Here is a 17,455-nt window from a genome sequence, read left to right on the forward strand (position 1 = left end):
CCGACGCGAACGGGCCCCGCAGACGACGAATCTGTCGGGTCGCGGGTGTCTCGACGCGCGGGTCGTCAGCGCCCGGCGGACAGGTGGAACAGGTTCCCGTCGGGGGAGGCGAGCACGGGGGCCGAGGCGCTGTCGTCGACGACGCGCGCTCCGAGGGCGACGAGGCGAGCGGTCTCGGCACGGAGGGCGTCGGCTCCTGCGCCCTCGACCTCGAGCGCCAACCGCCAGCGATTCGGCTCGTGACGCTCGTCGATCGGCGGGCCGCCCCAGGTGATCTTGGGGCCGCCGGCGGGGGAGCGGACTGCGGTCTCCTCGTCCTGGTCCCAGACGAGCGGCCAGTCGAGCGCGGCCGCCCAGAAGTACCCCTCGGCCTGCGTGCCGTCGGACGACAGGGCCCCGATCCGGCCGCAGTCGGCGAGGAAGGAGTTGCCTGGCTCGACGACGCAGAACTCGTCGCCCTCGGGGTCGGCGAGCACGACGTGGAGCTCTTCGGGCAGCTGCCCGACGTCGATGTGGCGGCCGCCGAGGGCGAGGGCGTGGGCGACCTGCTGATCCTGCGCCTCCTGCGACTCGGAGGTCACGTCGAAGTGCATCTGGTTCTTCTCGCGCTTCGGCGTCGCGGCCGCCACGAACACGAGGTCGAAGCCGGTGTCGTCGGGCGGAACGAGGGTCGCCGAGCCGTCGCCGTCGACACGCGGCTCGGGCCAGTCGAACAGCTCGGCCCAGAACCGCGCGGACGCGGCGGGGTCGAGCGCGTCGATGCGGAGAGCAACCAGTCGGGCGGACATGCCGCGACCCTACGCCGCCTGCGACGGGCAGGGCGCACGCGAGACTCGGTCCGAACTAGCCGACGCTGGGCGGGGCGACGCGCACGCGCTCGATCGCCTCGTCGGGGAAGATGTCACGCGGCAGGATCGACCAGACCCGCACGTTCCGATTCAGCAGCAGCACCCACCTGCCCTGCACGGCGACCCGGCGGAACGCGCCGTAGTCGTGTCGCACCACGCCCCGCGGAGTCGTGACGGTGAATCCGGCGTACCCGAACGCGGTCGTCACCAGCGAGCCCGGCTGGTACGACGTGCGGATGCTGCGCGACGACCGCCGGATGTTCAGCCCGTAGACGAGCGTGAACGCGGCGATGATGAAGAGCCCGTAGAGCAGGAGCCCGAGGTCGTGGCTGCCGAAGCTCGAGATGAGCATCACGACCGCCAGCAGTCCGCCGATCCAGACGAACGGCTGCCGGACGAGCGCGAACCGGGCGAACGTCCGCACCAGGTCGTCGAGGTCGGCTGGCCGCACCTGCCACTGCCGCACGCCGCTGTCGAGGGTCGGGCCGGTCGCGTCGCTCATCCAGCCATCGTACGAGGGCGCCGGTGGCGGCGCGGCCACGGGCCGGCGCGCGGCGGTGGTGGGGCCGTCGACGACTCGGGCGAGCGACAGCCCGGGCCTTCGGAGTCAGACGGCGCCGCGCGAGGAGACAGGGCGGCGGCGGAGTCCCGGATCCTGCAGCGACGGCGGCACGTAGGCCTGGTCGAGCGTGCCGATGTCGGTGCCGGGAGGGACGATCGCGTCGATCCGATCGAGCAGGTCGTCGTCGAGCACCGTGTCGACCCCGGCGAGGAGGTCGTCGAGCTGCTCCATGGTGCGGGCGCCGAGCAGGGCGCTCGTGACGCCGGGGTGCGCGATGACGAACGCCATGGCGAGGTGCGGCATCGAGATGCCCGCATCCGAAACCAGTGCGACGTACTCCTCGACAGCGTCGAGGCGCCGGGCGTCGCTGAACGAGGTGAGGAAGCGCGAGCGGATCACGTCGGTCTCCTGCCCGCGCCGCACCCGCCCGGTGAGCATGCCCTGGCCGAGCGGGCCCCAGGTGAGGATTCCCATGCCCGTGCGCTGCGCGACCGGCAGCACCTCGCGCTCGATGCCGCGGTTGAGCAGCGAGTAGGCGGGCTGCTCGGTGCGCAGACGCTCGTAGCCGCGTCGCTCGGAGATCGCGTGCGCCTCGACGATCTCGGAGGCGTCGAGGTTCGACGTGCCGAACGCCCTGATCTTGCCCTGACGGACGAGGTCGGTGAGGGCCGAGAGGGTCTCCTCCATGTCGGTCGCAGGATCCGGTCGGTGCAGCTGGTAGACGTCGATCCAGTCGGTCTGCAGCCGCTTCAGCGACCGCTCGACGGCCTGCATGATCCAGCGCCTCGACGCTCCCGTGTGGTTCGGGTCGTCGTCGACCGGGCGCCCGAACTTCGTCGCCAGCACGACGGCGTCGCGGCGACCCTTGAGGGCGCGACCGACGACCTCCTCGGAGTCGGCGTACGCATCGGACGTGTCGACGAGGTTGATGCCGGCGTCGAGCGCGCGGTGGATGATGCGCTCGGACTCGGCCGGCTCGTTGCCCATGCTCGTGGCGAACATGAGGGCCCCGAGGGCGTAGGGGCTGACCTTGATGCCGGTGCGGCCGAGGGTGCGGTACTGCATGGCGGGCTTCTCTTTTCGTCGATCCTCCGGTACGCTCCTGCGAAACGGAATGCTCTTCCGCAACTATACGGAATGGCTTTCCGTTAAGCAACGACAGGATCCGACACCATGCGCTCCGACGCCACCCGCAACGCCACCGCCGTCGTCGACGCCGCCCGCGCGGTGTTCGCCGACGAGGGCGTCGACGCGCCCGCGAAGCAGATCACCGACGCCGCCGGCGTCGGCGTCGGCACTCTGTACCGGCACTTCCCTCGCCGCTCCGACCTCATCGTCGCCGTCCTGCAGCACGAGGTCGACGAGTGCATCGCGCTGGCCGAGACGCTCGCCGACGCGGCCGACCCGTGGGACGCCGTCGTGGCGTTCGTCGACCGGTTCACGAGGTTCGTCGGCACGAAGCAGGGTCTCGCCGAGGCGCTGCACTCGGGGGACGCGGCGTATGAGGGGCTGCCGGACCTTCTGCTCGGGCAGCTCACCCCGGCGTTCGCCGAGCTGCTCGCGCGTGCGGTCGACAGCGGTGCGGCGCGGAGCGACGTGGAGGCGCGCGAGGTGCTGACCGGGGTGGCGATGCTGCAGCACGGGGTTCCCGGTGCTCCTGCGCCCCTCGCCCCGACGCTCACCCGGGTGTTCGTCGACGGGCTGCGCACGTCGACTGCCATACCGGTCTCGCGCTAACCTCGGCCCATGACCGAGAAGGTGACCGGGCCGGCCTCGTACTTCCCGTCGATCGAGAAGAAGTACGGCCAACCCATGCAGCACTGGTTCGACCTCGTCGAGGCGGCGCCGGTGTCGAAGCACATGGAGATCGTGTCGTGGCTGAAGACCGAGCACGGGCTCGGCCACGGGCACGCCAACGCGATCGTCGGCTACGTGAAGCAGCGGCAGGCCGCCGGTGCAACGGGCGCCGCCGGGTCGGGCACTGCCGGCTCATGACGCTGCCCGCCCTGCCGCGGAACGCCGGTCGCGAGGACGCCGAGCGGGCGCGGTTCCCTCGGCGGAGCCGCCTCGCCAGGGCGCTGGTCTGGGCGACGGTGGGGGCTCTCGTCGTGGAGCTCGGGACGCTCGTCGTCGGTGCGGCGACCTTCGGCAAGGGCGCCCTCGTCGTCGCGACCGCGGCACCGGCTCTCATCGCGGTCGTCGGCGGAGCCGCTCTCGCCTGGCGCGCGTTCGTCGAGAAGGCGGCCGCGCCCCGGCTGACCGCGGCGCTCGTCATGACGGCCACGATCTGGGTCGCGTGCACAATCGCCGTCCTGCAGGGGATGAATGTCGCGTTCAATTACGGCGAGAGCACGCTGCCGAACCCCGCTCCGCGCTGGCTCGACGTCTTCATGACCGCCGCCTTCGTGCCAGGAGCCCTGGCGCTCGTCGCCTCCGTCGCGCTCTTCATCGTGCGTGCGGCCCGCACCGGATCGTCCCACCGCGCGGCGCCGGCCGAGTACCGGCGGCGCTGACGTCGCCTCCGGCCCGCAAGGAGCGCCGTGTGACGCAAGGAGTGGCTTCGTGACGCCACTCCGTGCGTGAAACGGCACTCCTCGTTCGAGTCCGGGCGAGTTGACGCACGCCGGGCCGACTAGATCGCCCGGAGTGCGTGCAGTCGCCCGGGATCGCCGTGCCAACCGGCGCGTGCGAGAGTGGTCGCATGAAGAGCAGGCGGCCGAGCATGCGCGACATCGTCGCCGACGTGGAGGCGCGCCCGCTCGACCCGAGCGACGACCCGCGGCGCCGGTACGCCGGCGGCGTCAGCCCGGACGGCGACCTCTACGACCCGCAGGGGGTCGTGCTCACGGTGGTGGCCGAGGAGGTCGCCGGGAGCGACGCGGTGCGGATCCTGCGGACCGATGCCGGCGTGCGGATCGCGTGGGAGGGGTGCGGGTGCGGAGGTTCGCCGGAGTGCCGGATGAGCTGGCTTTCGCCGGGCGACGTCGAGATCCTGCGACTCGCCGGCTCCGAGCCCGAAGTCCTCGGCCGGGGGCGCACGCCCTCGTGGATCGACGTCTGGCGTGGCGAGGACGGTCGCCGCGTGCTCTTCGCGCACGGCGACGTGGGCTGGGGCGACGCCCTCGCCTGACGCCGGCCCGCTCCCGGCCTGCCGGGCCCTGCGTCCGGCGAGTGGCAAGAATCTGCTGATCGGGGCCCCTCCGCATCAGCAGTTTCCTGCCACTCGGCGGACGGATGAGGCGGGCGGGGCGAGGACGGCAGCGGACGGCAGCGCTACCAGCGCCGCACGACCGCGGCCTTCGGCCCGGCGACGAGGGCCTGCGCGGGAACGTCGTCGGCGACGACCGCACCGGCCGCCACGACGGAGTCGCGCCCGATCGTCACGCCCGGCAGAATCATGGCGCCCGCACCGATCCACACGTTCTCCTCGACCACGATCGGCGCCCCGGTGAGGAACTGCCTCCGCTCGCCCGGGTCGACCGGGTGCCCCATAGTGATGAACGTCGCCTTGGGCCCCACCATCACCCCGTCGCCGAGCGTGATGCCGCCGTAGTCGAGAAACGTGCAGCCCTGGTTGATGAAGACCCGCTCGCCGAGTCGCAGATTCAGGCCGTGGTCGGTGTAGAACGGCGGGTACACGGTCAGCCGCGACGGCAGCGGGCGGCCCAGGATCGCCGACAGCACCTCGGCACGACCCTCCTCGTCGTCGAACGCCAGCGCGTTGAGACGGTGCGTGAGCGCCGTCACCTCGAGGACGCGGGCGCTCATGGCGCGGAAGTCGGCGCCGAGAACGCTCTCGCCCCTCTCCCAGAGCTCGGGGTCGTGGATGGGGAGGCGTTCTTCGTGCTTCACTCACCCATCCTGCCGCCCGCCATGGCGTCAGTCGCGCAGGCGCGGCTCGACCGCGTCGAGGGGAGGCCAGGTGTACGAGTCGGCCGTGTAGACGTGGAACTCGATGGAGTCGAGGAGCCCGGTTTTCATCCAGACGAGGAAGCCGCCGAGCGGTTCTCCCTCGGCGTCGGCCGCGTCGCCTCGGGCGTGCAGGGGCGCTTCGGGCCAGTCGAGGCGTGGAGGATCGCCTTCGAGGTGCAGGTCGAGGTACTCGGCCGTGCCGCTGACCGACACGATCGACTCGACCTGCGCCGCGACGATCGCGCGCTCGGCAGGCCCGAGCGCTCCCGCGATGCGTCGCAGGAGCGCACGGGCCTCGTCGACGGTCGGCACCGGCGCCTTGGGCCCGGTCACATCAGCCCGCCGCGGGGCACCAGCCGCGACGCGTCGAGGCCGCATTCGCCCCTTCGGGGTTCGCTGAGTGGCAAGAGAATGCCGATGCCACGGTGCCACATCAGCAGAATTCTGCCGCTCGGCGTGGCGGGGCGGGCCGGGACTACGCCGAAGGCGCCCCGAGATCGAGCACGTGGTCGGCCGCCGCCGCGATCGCCGGGTCGTGCGTCGCGATGACGACGGTCGCCCCGCCGCGCGCCAGCCCCCGGACCATGCCGTCGACCCGGCCCCGCGACACGGGGTCGAGCTCGGCGGTGAACTCGTCCGCGATGAGCAGCCGAGGGGCGACGACGAGCGCCCGCGCTATCGCGACGCGCTGCTGCTGACCGCCGGAGAGCGCCTCGGTGAGGTGGTCGGCGACCGGCTCGAGGCCGACCTCGGCCAGGGCCGCGGCCGCACGCCGACGGATCCTGCGCCGCGACAGCCCCGCGTCGGCCTGCAGCGCCATCTCGACGTTCTCGCTGGCGGTGAGGAGACTCACGAGGCCGTAGGCCTGCAGGATCAGGGCCGTCCGCGACGCCTCGAACGGGTTCGTGACGGTGCCCGCGTCGGGCTGCTCGAGGCCGGCGAGGATCGCCAGGAGGCTGGACTTGCCGGATCCTGACGGCCCGATCACGGCCGTGACGGCCCCCGGAGGCGCCCACAGCGACACGTCGTCGAGGATCGCCCGGCCATCGCGGACGTAGCGGATTCCGGAAGCAAGCAGAACGCTCACGGCACCAGCCTCCCGTCGGCGATCCGGAAGCGCGTGTCCATCCGCGACGCGAGGGCCGTGTCGTGCGTGACGGCGATCACGGTGACCCCGCGCGAGACCGCGGTCGACACGAGCAGGTCGGCGACCGCGGCCCCGGTGACGGAGTCGAGCTGACTCGTCGGCTCGTCCGTGACCAGCACGCTCGGACCGGTGGCCAGGGCCGCCGCCAGCGCCAGCCGCTGCCTCTCGCCGCCCGACAGCCGGTCGCAGCGCGTGCCCGCGACCCGCGAGAGCCCGATCTCGTCCAGCAGCGGCTCGATCGCCGGGAGGTCGGATCGCCCGTGGCTCCGCGGAGCCCGCTGCGCGAACAGCAGGTTGTCGACGCAGGTGCCGTAGGGCAGCAGGTTGCGGAAGGGGTTCTGCGCCACGACCGCCAGCCGGGTGGCGCGAAGGCGCAGGAGCCGGCGCTCGTCGAGCGCGGTGAGGTCGGTCTCGCCGACGAAGACGCTCCCCGCCGTGGGCCGCTGCAGCCCGGCCAGGAGAGTCAGCAGCGTCGACTTGCCCGACCCCGAGGGGCCGATGATCGCCGCCGTCGCACCCGCCTCGACGCGCAGCGACACGTCGTCGAGCGCGACCACCGGCGACCCGTCGACGACGTACTCGTGGCGGAGGCCGGTGCAGACGACGCCCTCGGCGCCGCTGTGTGCGGGGATGCCGCTCATTCCTCGCCCTCCCTGAGCCTCGACGCGCGGGCATGGCTCAGCACGACCGCGGCCCCCACCAGCGCGGTCGCGGCCACGAGCGCCGCGAACCCGACGGCGAACACGACGAGCGGGGCCGCGTGCGGCACGAAGTCGAGCACGACCGGCGTCGACGTCGTGAACTCGGGCAGCACCGGCAGCACCACGAGAGCCGCGACGATGCCGGTCGGCAGGCCCAGCACGGCGGCGCCGCCGAGCAGCATCGCCTGCTCCAGCGCGGCCGATCGGAAGAGCGCGCCGGTCGGCACCCGAATCGCCCGCAGCGCCGCCAGCTCGTACGACCTCCGCCGGGCCGACGACGCGATCGACACGGCCGTGGCGCCACCGGCGAGCACCGCCCCGACGAACGACGCGACGAGCAGCAGCAGCATCGAGAGCGCAGGAGCCTGCCGACCGTACAGCGCGGACCTCGCCGCCGCGGTCTGAACGCTCTCCACCTCGATGCCCTGTTTCCTCAGGCGAGCCAGGGCGTCTGCGGGAGCCCGCGGGGAGAGCCACACCTGCCAGGTCGCCACGGTGTCGAACGACGGCAGTCCGGAGCGGAGGGCGGTGAGGTCTCCGACGGCGCCGAAGTCGAGCACGCGCGGCACGACCGGGCTCCTGCCGACCAGGGTGATCGGCAGCGAGACGCCGGAGTCGTCGACGAGCACCCGGTCGGCCTTCGCCGCGGGAACGATGGAAGGCGAAGCTGCGACAAGGGGCGCAGGATCCGAGACGGCCGTCGACGCCACCCCGCCGTAACCCCCTTCGTCGCTGCTGTAGCGGTCGGTGAGCCCGAGCTTCGTCGCACGCAGGCGGTCGGTCGCCTGGCCCTGCGGGGTGGCCGCCCGCCAGGCGCTCGCGTCGTCGAGCCGCGCGTCGAGGGTTCGGGGTGAGGCGGTCGCGCTCGCGCGGGCAGCGAGCCCTGTGACGGTGATCGTGCCGCTCATGCGACCGGTGACCTCGATCCGGCGGTCCCAGGTGAGCCCGAGCAGCACGCAGCCGTCGGAGCACGGCACAGCGACGCCGTGGGTCGAGGTGCCGTTCGCGATGGCCGTCGACTCGACGTCGACCTCCTTGCCCGTCGCCGAGCGAAGGTTGACCTGCAGAAGGGGTGCGGCCGCAGGATCGATCGCCGACGCCGAGAGCGAGACGGCGAGCGAGGTGCCCGTGAACCGGATCGCCGGAGCCGCCCCGGCACGGAGGTCGGCGGCGAGCTGCGTCGGCGTCGGGCCGCCGCGCGACCCGGCGCCCACAGCCGCGATCCGCGAGGCGTCGACGCCCAGGATCGTGCCCGAGATGGTCCCGCCGTTCGGCAGCCAGGTGGCGGCCGCCATCGCCCAGGTGCCGTCGGGGTCCGCCCGGTCGACCGCGTCGACGGGATCGACGTCGCCCGCGATCTGGACGGTGGCGACACGGTCCGCCCCGATCTCGGCATCGGCCCGGAAGGCGCGGTTCGCCGTCGCCACGGACTCGCCGGCGACGCCGAAGCACGAGAGCCCGACAGCGACGGCGAGGAGCGCCGCGAGACGGAGGCCGGCCGGCCGACGGGAGACCTGCCGGGCGGCCAGGAACAGGCCGATCCGTCGAGTGGCGCGCGTCGGGGCGACGGCCAGCCGGGCCGCCCGGGGGATCAGCCTGCTGCCGAGGAGCGAGACCGCCACGACGAGCAGACCCGGAGCGAGGAGCGTCAGGCTCGACGCCGAGGGCAGTCGCACCAGGACGACGAGAAGGCCGATGGCGACGACCGAGAGCGCGATCTCGGCACCGAGGAGCCAGCGCGGAACCGGGCGGGACTCGGCCGTGCGCCTCCACTGAGCGATGACGGTGCGTCGCACCACCTGCCGTGCCGCGACCAGGGCGGCCACCAGGCCGCCGGCGAACGCCGCCAGGGCGGCCAGCGGCGCGGTGACGGGCACCGCAACAGGGGTTCCGGGCAGCAGCGCCCGAGAGGCGAAGACGACGGAGCCCGCATAGCCCACGGCGAACCCGACCGGGAGGGCCGCGATCAGGACGAGCAGGGGCTCGGCGAGGCCGAAGCGCCAGAGCGCCCAGGGCGAGAGACCGCGGAGCTTCGCGAGGGCGAGCTCGGCGCCGCGTGCCTCCACAGCGTCCGCCATCATGAGGAACAGCACGAGCCAGCCGAGCACCGTCAGCTGCGCGGTGACGAGGCCGGCGCCGAGCTCCACCTGGTGCCGCTGCCGGGCGGCGTCGGCGAGGACGCGCGAGAGCCCGGTGACGACCGTGAAGCGCGAGTGGTCGGCGAAGCGGGACTGGACGCGAGCCGCGTGCTCCTGCAGGCCCGGGACCCCCGCGAGGCGCACTCGCGAGGCCACGAGGGGATAGTCGCGGTAGCCGTGCACCACGGTCTCGGACGGCAGGGCCTCGAAGGTCGACCGCGAGACGAACACCGCGTCGACCGTGTCGACGCCGGTGAGGTCGACCTGGGCGTCGAAGTAGCCGTGCCCGAACCAGAACGGCGCCGCGGTGTCCTTCGCCTCGTACACGCCGACGACCCTCTCGTCGCCCGATGCGAGCGAGACCGTGCCGCCGAGCTTCCAGCCGTAGGAGGTGTGCGCGACGGTCCGCGCCGAGACCGCGATCTCGCCCGGCTTCGTCGGGCACCGCCCCGCCGTGAAGTGCATCCGGGCGCAGGCGCCGGCACGCCAGACCTCCTGAGTGTTCACGCCGAGGAAGCCGTCGACGCCCGCCTTGCTGGCGAGGACGAGAGAGTCGATCCCGCCCCCGAACTCCGGCAGCGACGACGCCTTCGGCGCGGCCCTCAGGGAGGAGTCGATCTGCGACAGGGTGAGCTCCTGGCTCGGGAGGCCGTCGACGCGTCGGGTGGCCTCGAGCGAGAGGCCGGTGGCGTTCGCCGGCTCCTGCGTCAGGGTGTCGCGCAGGGTCGACTCGGAGGCGGCGCGCGCGTACAGGGGGCCGAGCGAGGCGCCGGCGAAGGTGAGCACGGCGGCGCCGAACACGGCGGCGGAGAGCGGGAGGCGCCAGAGGAGGCCGCGCCAGGCGAGCGACCGCGCGCGGCGGCTCATCCGAGGCGCGGACGCGAGGTGGCGCTCACTCGTCGTCGCCCGACCGGCGGCGCTCCAGTGCGCCCCGGACGGCCAGGATCCAGGCCACGACAGCCGCGATGACGCCGCCGAAGCTCGAGATGACGTTCGCGTAGTCGACGCCGACCACGCCCTGCCGCAGCTGCACGAACGCGCTGATGCCGTAGATCAGGAAGACGAGGCCGATGACCGCCCAGAGGAGGTCGGTGTGCCGGTGGACCCAGGCGAGCACTCGCGGCTCCCGGTCGTCGTCTTCCATGACCCCAGAGTACGGCCGCCGGCGGCACCGGCCTGCGCGCGACGCGACCGATGGGCCAGAGGCGATTCACAGGCATAGGCTCTCGCTCGCCGGTGGGGTCAGCGTTGATCCGCCCCGCGACGACGCGGGGTTCGGCGCCGGCAGAAACCAGGTCACACGCAATGCACTCCTTCTCGACGACCAGGGTGAGATCCGCCCTCGTCGCTCTCGCGGTCGCGGGGCTCGCGACCTTCGGTGTCGCAGCCCCGGCGCAGGCCGCCTCCGCCGGCGCAGCACCGGCGACCGCTGCGACCAACGCTGCGGGGTCGGCCTCGTCCGCCTCGCCGATGACCGCCGCGCAGGCGCAGGGCGTCCTGCGCTCCTGGCGGAACCCCCAGGGCACTCCCGACCTCGGCCCGAACGTCATCGTGTTCGACCCGAGCATGCCGCAGGCGACGATCCAGGCCACGGTCGACGCGGTCGCCGCGCAGCAGGTCGACAGCGAGATGGGCACCGGTCGCTACTCGCTGCTCTTCAAGCCGGGCGTCTACGGGTCGGCCGCGACTCCGCTGGACTTCCAGGTGGGGTACTACACCGAGGTCGCGGGTCTGGGGCAATCGCCGAGAGACGTCACGATCAACGGCCACGTCGACGTCTACAACCGCTGCCTCACGGCCGACAACTGCACCGCGCTCGACAACTTCTGGCGCTCGATGTCGAACCTCACCGTGAACGTCACTGGGCTCGACGGCTGCCGTGCCGGCACCGAGTTCTGGGCCGTGTCGCAGGCATCCCCGCTGCGCCGCGTGAACATCACGGGCGGCGGACTCTCGTACATGGACTACTGCACGGCCGGGCCCCAGTACGCCTCGGGCGGCTTCATGGCCGACTCGGAGGCCGGCAGCATCGTCAACGGCTCGCAGCAGCAGTTCTACACGCGCGACTCGACGATCGGGTCCTGGTCGAACGGCGTCTGGAACCAGGTGTTCTCAGGGGTCCAGGGCGCACCGGCCCAGAGCTACCCGAATCCGACCTACACGACGCTCGCGGCGACTCCTGCGAGCCGGGAGAAGCCCTACCTCTACGTCGACGCGCAGGGCCGCTACCGCGTGTTCGTGCCCTCGCCCCGCACGAACTCGTCGGGCACGACCTGGGCCGCCGGTGAGACGCCCGGCAGGTCGCTGCCGATCTCGGCCTTCGTCGTCGCGAAGCCGGGCGACTCGACCCTCAAGATCGACCTGCAGCTGGCCTTCGGCAAGAACCTCCTGCTCACGCCCGGGGTCTACGACGTGAGCCAGAGCATCCTGGTGACCCGCCCCGACACCATCGTGCTCGGCATGGGGTTCGCGACGCTGACCGCCGACCACGGCGCCGTGCCGATCCGCACGGCCGACGTGCCCGGCATCGACATCGCGGGGATCATGATCGACGCAGGAGCCCAGAACTCGCCCGCCCTGCTCCAGGTCGGCACGGTCCTCGGCACCCGCCTGCCGAGGGCGTCGAGCGCGAGCGACCCGACCGCCCTCCAGGACGTCTTCTTCCGCGTCGGCGGCCCGCACGTCGGCAAGGCGACCACGAGCCTGGTGGTCGACGACAGTCACGTGATCCTGGACGACATCTGGGCCTGGCGTGCCGACCACGGCACAGGAGTGGGCTGGACGGTCAACACCGCCGACACCGGCGTCGTCGTGAACGGCGACGACGTCACGGCCACCGGACTGTTCGTCGAGCACTACCAGAAGTACAACGTGATCTGGAACGGGCAGGGTGGCGAGACGATCTTCTTCCAGAACGAGCTGCCGTACGACGCGCCCGACCAGGCCGCCTGGCAGCACGACGGCAGTCTCGGCTGGGCCGCCTACAAGGTGGCGCCGACCGTGAAGACGCATCAGCTCTGGGGCGCAGGGTCGTACATCTTCACGGATGTGGACCCGACGCTGCACGCGAGCCGCGGCTTCGAGGTGCCGGTGACGCCGGGAGTGCAGCTGCACGACCTCCTCACGGTCGAGCTGGGCGACGGGACGCTCGACCACGTGGTCAACGACACCGGCGACCCGGTGACCTCGGCCGCCGTCGGGACGCCGAGCACGGTCGTCTCGTTCCCGTGACGGGCCCGGCGAGGTCTCGTCCCGTGAACCGAAACTGAGAAGAAGCCGTGAATCGCGGTCGCGCCGTCGGAGGTCTCCGGCGGCGCGGCCTCGTTTTCGGCGGGATTGCGCGGGTGCGGACGGCGACGCGGTGGGGCGCTCGGGCGATTCCGCGACCGGCACGGCGGCCCGGTGGACGGGCGGCGTCGTGGGGCGGGCAGAGGGTGGTCGCGGGGGAGACTCGGCCTGCTCCTGCGCTCCCTTAGCCTCGGATCGAGCCCTGGAGGTAGCCGTGCCCGAGTCCGCCCGCCCGCACCTGTTCTCGCCGATCACGCTGCGCGGCATGGAGTTCCGCAACCGTCTGTGGGTGCCGGCCCTGACGATGTTCACGGTCGAGTCGCGCGACGGCATGCCGAGCGACTTCCACTTCGTGCACCTGGGCGCGATCGCGACGGGCGGGGCGGGCGCCGTCATCGCCGAGGCCACCAGCGTCGAGCCCGCGGGCCGCGCGTCGCCGCACGACGTGGGACTGTGGAACGACGCACAGCGCGACTCCTGGGCACGCATCAGCCGGTTCGCGAAGGAGTACGGCACCAGGATCGGCATCCAGCTCGGCCACGCCGGCCGCAAGGCCTCCCAGCCCCGCTCGTGGGAGCCCCAGATCGGCACCCTGCCCACGTCGATGGGCGGCTGGACCACCGTCGGCCCCAGCGCCGTCGCCTACCAGGGGCTCGACGTGCCGCACGAGCTGACCGGCGACGAGGTCCGCGCGATGGTCCGCGCATTCGCCGACGCCGCGCGGCGGGCCCAGGAGGCCGGCTTCGACTTCGTCGAGATCCATGCCGCGCACGGCTTCCTGATCCACCAGTTCCTCTCGCCGATCAGCAACCGGCGCCGCGACGAGTACGGCGGCTCGCTGGAGAACCGCGCACGATTCTTCCTCGAGATCGTCACGGCCATCCGCGAGACGGTGGGGGAGTCGATGCCCCTGCTCGCCCGTGTCTCCGCCACCGACTGGGTCGAGGGCGGCTGGAACGAGGAGGAGACCGCGCTGGTCACCGCGTGGGCGCAGGAGCGCGGCGTCGACTTCTTCGACGTCTCGACCGGGGGTCTCGTCCCCGACGCGACGATCCCCGTGTTCCCGGGCTACCAGGTGCAGTTCGCCGACCGGCTCAAGGCCGCGGCCGACGCGACCACGGGCGCGGTGGGGCTGATCCTGACGCCCGCTCAGGCCGCCGAGATCGTCGAGTCGGGCCAGGCCGACGTGGCGTTCGTCGGTCGGGAGTTCCTGCGCGACCCGCACTTCGGTCTCCGCGCGGCGCACGAGCTGGGAGTTGACATCGACTACTACCCCCAGCCGTACCACCGCGCGAGGTTCCGGTCGCCGGCCGCCTGAGCCCCTGCGCTCCGAGTCGCCCCGGTCGCAGGAGCCCGGCGACCGTCTACCCGACGAACGTCGTGGTGCCCAGCTCGGCCGGCCCGCTCACCGTCACGGGCGCCGCGAAGTGGCCTGCGCCGTCGCCGGCGTACAGCGACACGACGCCGCCGGTGCGCGTCAGGACGTCGGGGCGCCCGTCGCCGTCGAAGTCGCCGACCGAGAAGACCTGCGTGGCCGAGGCCAGGCCCGACGGGCCGACGATGTGCGTTCCGAGGCCCTTCGCGGTGTGCGGGACGATCCAGAGCTGGCCGGCGGCAGTGCGCGCGATCAGGTCGTTGTAGCCGTCGCCGTTGTAGTCGCCACCGCCAGCGATGGCCGTGAAGCCGGTGAAGTTCGTGCTGAGCACCGTGTGAGGGCCGAACTGGCGGTACTTGGTGAAGGGAACGAGCCAGAGCTGCCCGGACTTCGTCGTCACGACGAAGTCGGGGAGCCCGTCGCCCGTGAAGTCGCCGACGGCCGCGACGATCGGGAACGCGTTCCAGCCCTTCGCGATGATGCCGCCGTTCGTGCCGAGGCCGCCCCCGGCCTTGCCGTAGTAGATCACGACGTTCCCCGAGGGGTCGATCGCGAGGACGTCTGCCACGCCGTCGCCGTCGAGGTCGCCGGCCGGGATGATGCGCCAGCGGCCGTCGACGGCGCGCCCGGTCGAGGTCTCCTCACCCGTGAGGGTGCCGTTGCCGGCGCCGGTGTTCGAGTGCAGCGTGCCGCCCGCCGACAGCGACAGGATGTCGGGGACGCCGTCGCCGGTGTAGTCGTGGGCTGCCGACGGGTTCGTCAGCGCCTCGAGCTGGGCGAGAGTGCCGTGGAAGGTGTCCTGGTCGCCGGGGAACGGGTCGGTACCGTTCGTGTTGAGCGACGTCTGCCAGAACGAGTACGACGCGAAGTTCGCCGGGAGGGCGGGTGTCGACGTCCCGGGGGACGTCACCCACAGCGCGTGCGACATGAACGCGTTGGTGTTGTTCATGCAGTCGGCCCAGAACGACTTGCTCGTGTAGATGATCGGCGTGCGCGTCGTCGCGACCCGAACCGCGCCCGAGAACTGCTGGATCCAGGCGACGAGGGCCGACGGCGTCATGTTGTAGCACGCGTTGACGCCGGTCTGCTGGTCGTTCACCTCGAGGTCGAGGGCCGGCGGGAGCGTGCGACCGTCCGCCGACCACTGCCCGTCGTGACCGAGGAACCAGGCGGCCTGCTGTGCCCCGGTGCCGGTGTTCGGCGCGGCGAGGTGATAGGTGCCGGTGAGCAGCCCGGCCGCGCGTGCGCCCTGCCACTGCGAGTCGAAGTTCGCGTTCGTGACCTTCACGCCGCCCGACGCCTTGATGTAGACGAAGCAGGCGCCCTTGGCACGGGCTCCGGAGAAGTCGGGTGACGCGCCCGTGCCCTCGAAGATGTCGAAGCCCTTGACGGCCGCGGTCGAGGTCGGAGTCGACTGGTAGCAGGTCGCGGTGCTCGCGACCGCGGCTCCGGACCCTGCGACCACGCCGGTCGCCGTGAGAGCAGCGGCCGCGATAGCGACGCTCGCTCGGATCATGATCGTGCGCAGCGATGTGCGCTGCGCCAGAGTCGGCCGATGCGACATTGTTCCCCCCGGAATCCGGACCGCGTCGACGCGACCCTGGTTGTACTCGATGGTCGAAGCATAACCCGGGCCAAAGACGACACGCCGGGGGCGTTCCTCACCGGTCTCCAACATTTCACTCGTTACACTTCCGCCATGACCGACACGCTCAGCACGCGACCGACGACGGAGGCGGTGAAGGCCTATATGGAGGCTTCCGATCACCCGATCCGTCGATCGAGGGCTGACGCCGAGTCGGTCGAGACCGAGTCTGTCGAGACCGGCTCCGCCGACACGGGCACCGCCGACGCTCACGCTGCCGAGTCCGGCGCGTTCCCCGAGCCGCCCGTCCGTGGCTCCCTGGACGACGACGACCTCGTCCCGCTCGTGGGCCGGCACACCACCGACACCGCGACCATCGACCTCATCGGCATCCTCCAGGCCCAGATGCAGCTCCGCGCCGAGGAGGCCGCCCGGTTCGCCGTGTGGGAGGAGCAGATGCGCCTCATCGGCACCGACGAGGCGCTCGGCGAGCTCGAGCGCACGAGGCTCCACTTCACCGGCGTGATCCCCGTCCAGACCGCTCCCACGATCGTCACCGCCGACGCCGTGCCGCAGAGCTCCCGCCTGGTTCCCGAGCGCCTCGTCAAGTCACCCGAGCCGGTCGTCACCGTCACCGCGGTGCCCGACACGGGCGAGAATCCTCACGTCCAGCGCGCCCGCGAGGCCGACGAGCGCCTCCTCGAGATCGAAGACGACACCGTCCCCAGTGCCGCTCGATTGCGGAACGCGACTCGCCCCGCGGTCTCGGGCGGCAGGATCGCGATCGTCGCACTCACCACACTGGCTGTCGTCGCCGTCGTCGTCGGGGTGGCGAGTGCCCTCCTCCTCCCGGTCGGGGCCCTCACGCTCAGCCTCGCCGCCGTCGGTCTGCTCGGGGCGGCGTGGCTCGTGGTCCTCGCCGTGCGCGTCCTCCTGCGCCGCGGCCAGGCCGGCTGACACCGACTTTCACGCGTCACCGCGGCGACCCCGACGCATCGCCCCCCGACGATGCCCCTTGGGTGCTCCGGCTAGGCTGAAGCCGTGCCGAGTCTCGAATCCGTCCGCTCCGTCGTCCACGATCTGTGGCCGCTACGCGGTGCCGAGCCGTGGGACTCCCCGGGGCTCGCCGTGGGCGATCCCGGGTCCGAGGTGACGCACATCCACCTCGCGGTCGACGCCGTGCTCGAGACCGTCGACGAGGCCGTGGCGATGGACGCAGACCTGCTGCTCGTGCACCACCCGCTGCTCTTCCGCGGCGTGACGACCGTGGCCGGCGACACCACGAAGGGCGCCGTGATCCAGCGCCTCATCGCGGGCGGAACAGCGCTGCTCGCCGCCCACACGAACGCCGACGTCGTGACCACGGGCACGTCGCGCGTGCTCGCCGCGCAGCTCGGCCTCGTCGAGCAGCAGCCCCTCGAACCGAGCTCGACCGACCCGTCGGGCGACACCGGCCTCGGCATCGCCGGGCGGCTGGAGACGCCGATGACGCTCATGGCGCTCGCCCGGGCGCTCACCGACATCCTGCCGCCGACCGCCGGGGGAGTCCGCGTGGCCGGGGCTCACGACGCGGTCGTCGAATCCGTCGCCCTGTGCGGTGGGGCGGGCGACTCGCTGCTCGACAACCCGCTCGTGCTCTCGTCGGACGTCTACATCACGAGCGACCTGCGCCACCACCCGGCCTCCGACGCACGCGAGCTGATGTTCCTGGGTCGCGGGCCGGCCCTCGTCGACATCTCGCACTGGGCGAGCGAGTGGCTCTGGCTCGACACCGCCGCCGCGCAGCTGCGCCGGGCTCTGCCCGACGTCGAGGTCACGATCAGCGACCTCCGCACCGATCCCTGGGACTTCGCCGTCGTCCGATGACGACCCGCCCCTTCCGCACCACGACCGAATGAG

General features: G+C 72.3%; 18 protein-coding genes. 8 read left to right on the forward strand and 10 right to left on the reverse strand.

Annotation, left to right across the window (positions count from 1 at the left end; genetic code table 11):
• Positions 1–65: 65 nt before the first annotated feature.
• From C8E83_RS05385 to C8E83_RS05395, 3 genes are all read right to left on the reverse strand, one after another.
• On the reverse strand, positions 66–788 hold the full coding sequence (locus C8E83_RS05385) for a VOC family protein (RefSeq protein WP_121368780.1): 723 nt from the start codon (positions 786–788) through the stop codon (positions 66–68).
• 55 nt (positions 789–843) lie between these two features.
• Positions 844–1,350: a hypothetical protein gene (locus C8E83_RS05390; protein ID WP_121368781.1), complete on the reverse strand. Its 507-nt coding sequence runs from the start codon at positions 1,348–1,350 to the stop codon at positions 844–846.
• 105 nt (positions 1,351–1,455) lie between these two features.
• Positions 1,456–2,475 (reverse strand): aldo/keto reductase, encoded by a 1,020-nt coding sequence (locus tag C8E83_RS05395; protein ID WP_121368782.1) that lies wholly within the window; start codon positions 2,473–2,475, stop codon positions 1,456–1,458.
• Positions 2,476–2,583: 108 nt separating this feature from the next.
• Here C8E83_RS05395 and C8E83_RS05400 point away from each other — a divergent pair, with 108 nt between their 5' ends.
• From C8E83_RS05400 to C8E83_RS05415, 4 genes are all read left to right on the forward strand, one after another.
• Entirely contained in the window at positions 2,584–3,147 is a 564-nt protein-coding gene (locus C8E83_RS05400) for a TetR/AcrR family transcriptional regulator (RefSeq protein WP_121368783.1), read from the forward strand.
• 9 nt (positions 3,148–3,156) lie between these two features.
• Positions 3,157–3,405: a DUF4287 domain-containing protein gene (locus C8E83_RS05405; RefSeq protein ID WP_121368784.1), complete on the forward strand. Its 249-nt coding sequence runs from the start codon at positions 3,157–3,159 to the stop codon at positions 3,403–3,405.
• The gene (locus C8E83_RS05410; protein WP_121368785.1) at positions 3,402–3,923 is read left to right on the forward strand and encodes a hypothetical protein; all 522 of its coding nucleotides are present in this window, start codon (positions 3,402–3,404) and stop codon (positions 3,921–3,923) included. The genes C8E83_RS05405 and C8E83_RS05410 overlap by 4 nt, the downstream gene beginning before the upstream one ends.
• A 188-nt stretch (positions 3,924–4,111) precedes the next feature.
• Complete coding sequence (locus C8E83_RS05415) at positions 4,112–4,540, forward strand: hypothetical protein (RefSeq protein WP_121368786.1); 429 nt, start codon at positions 4,112–4,114, stop codon at positions 4,538–4,540.
• Between the two features lie 143 nt (positions 4,541–4,683).
• On the opposite strand, the gene C8E83_RS05420 is transcribed toward C8E83_RS05415, so the two are convergent.
• The 6 genes from C8E83_RS05420 to C8E83_RS05445 all read right to left on the reverse strand — a co-directional run bounded on the left by C8E83_RS05420 (position 4,684) and on the right by C8E83_RS05445 (position 10,452).
• Positions 4,684–5,262 carry a DapH/DapD/GlmU-related protein gene (locus tag C8E83_RS05420; RefSeq protein WP_245981434.1) on the reverse strand — a complete coding sequence of 193 codons (579 nt, stop codon included), beginning with the start codon at positions 5,260–5,262 and terminating at the stop codon, positions 4,684–4,686.
• Between the two features lie 27 nt (positions 5,263–5,289).
• Positions 5,290–5,655 carry a hypothetical protein gene (locus C8E83_RS05425; protein WP_121368787.1) on the reverse strand — a complete coding sequence of 122 codons (366 nt, stop codon included), beginning with the start codon at positions 5,653–5,655 and terminating at the stop codon, positions 5,290–5,292.
• A gap of 142 nt (positions 5,656–5,797) precedes the next feature.
• Positions 5,798–6,409, reverse strand: a complete 612-nt coding sequence (locus tag C8E83_RS05430; protein ID WP_121368788.1) for an ABC transporter ATP-binding protein — start codon at positions 6,407–6,409, stop codon at positions 5,798–5,800.
• On the reverse strand, positions 6,406–7,110 hold the full coding sequence (locus C8E83_RS05435; protein ID WP_121368789.1) for an ABC transporter ATP-binding protein: 705 nt from the start codon (positions 7,108–7,110) through the stop codon (positions 6,406–6,408). The genes C8E83_RS05430 and C8E83_RS05435 overlap by 4 nt, the downstream gene beginning before the upstream one ends.
• Positions 7,107–10,175, reverse strand: a complete 3,069-nt coding sequence (locus tag C8E83_RS05440) for an ABC transporter permease family protein (RefSeq protein WP_121368790.1) — start codon at positions 10,173–10,175, stop codon at positions 7,107–7,109. The genes C8E83_RS05435 and C8E83_RS05440 overlap by 4 nt, the downstream gene beginning before the upstream one ends.
• 25 nt (positions 10,176–10,200) lie before the next feature.
• Positions 10,201–10,452, reverse strand: coding sequence for a hypothetical protein (locus tag C8E83_RS05445; RefSeq protein ID WP_121368791.1), 252 nt, complete (start codon positions 10,450–10,452; stop codon positions 10,201–10,203).
• A gap of 326 nt (positions 10,453–10,778) precedes the next feature.
• Between C8E83_RS05445 and C8E83_RS05450 the strand changes: the two genes are divergently transcribed.
• Entirely contained in the window at positions 10,779–12,539 is a 1,761-nt protein-coding gene (locus C8E83_RS05450) for an adenylyl cyclase (RefSeq protein ID WP_245981888.1), read from the forward strand.
• A 271-nt stretch (positions 12,540–12,810) separates the two neighbouring features.
• Positions 12,811–13,914, forward strand: a complete 1,104-nt coding sequence (locus tag C8E83_RS05455; protein WP_281270798.1) for an NADH:flavin oxidoreductase/NADH oxidase — start codon at positions 12,811–12,813, stop codon at positions 13,912–13,914.
• A 46-nt stretch (positions 13,915–13,960) separates the two neighbouring features.
• Here C8E83_RS05455 and C8E83_RS05460 read toward each other — a convergent pair whose 3' ends face one another.
• Positions 13,961–15,487, reverse strand: coding sequence for a GH25 family lysozyme (locus C8E83_RS05460; protein ID WP_211331667.1), 1,527 nt, complete (start codon positions 15,485–15,487; stop codon positions 13,961–13,963).
• A 183-nt stretch (positions 15,488–15,670) separates the two neighbouring features.
• Between C8E83_RS05460 and C8E83_RS05465 the strand changes: the two genes are divergently transcribed.
• Positions 15,671–16,513 carry a hypothetical protein gene (locus C8E83_RS05465; RefSeq protein WP_121368793.1) on the forward strand — a complete coding sequence of 281 codons (843 nt, stop codon included), beginning with the start codon at positions 15,671–15,673 and terminating at the stop codon, positions 16,511–16,513.
• 84 nt (positions 16,514–16,597) lie between these two features.
• A complete protein-coding gene (locus tag C8E83_RS05470) occupies positions 16,598–17,422 on the forward strand; it encodes a Nif3-like dinuclear metal center hexameric protein (RefSeq protein ID WP_121368794.1) in 825 nt (274 codons plus the stop codon).
• The last annotated feature ends 33 nt before the right edge of the window (positions 17,423–17,455 follow it).

The sequence above is a fragment of the Frondihabitans australicus genome (assembly GCF_003634555.1).
Classification (GTDB): Bacteria; Actinomycetota; Actinomycetes; order Actinomycetales; family Microbacteriaceae; genus Frondihabitans; species Frondihabitans australicus.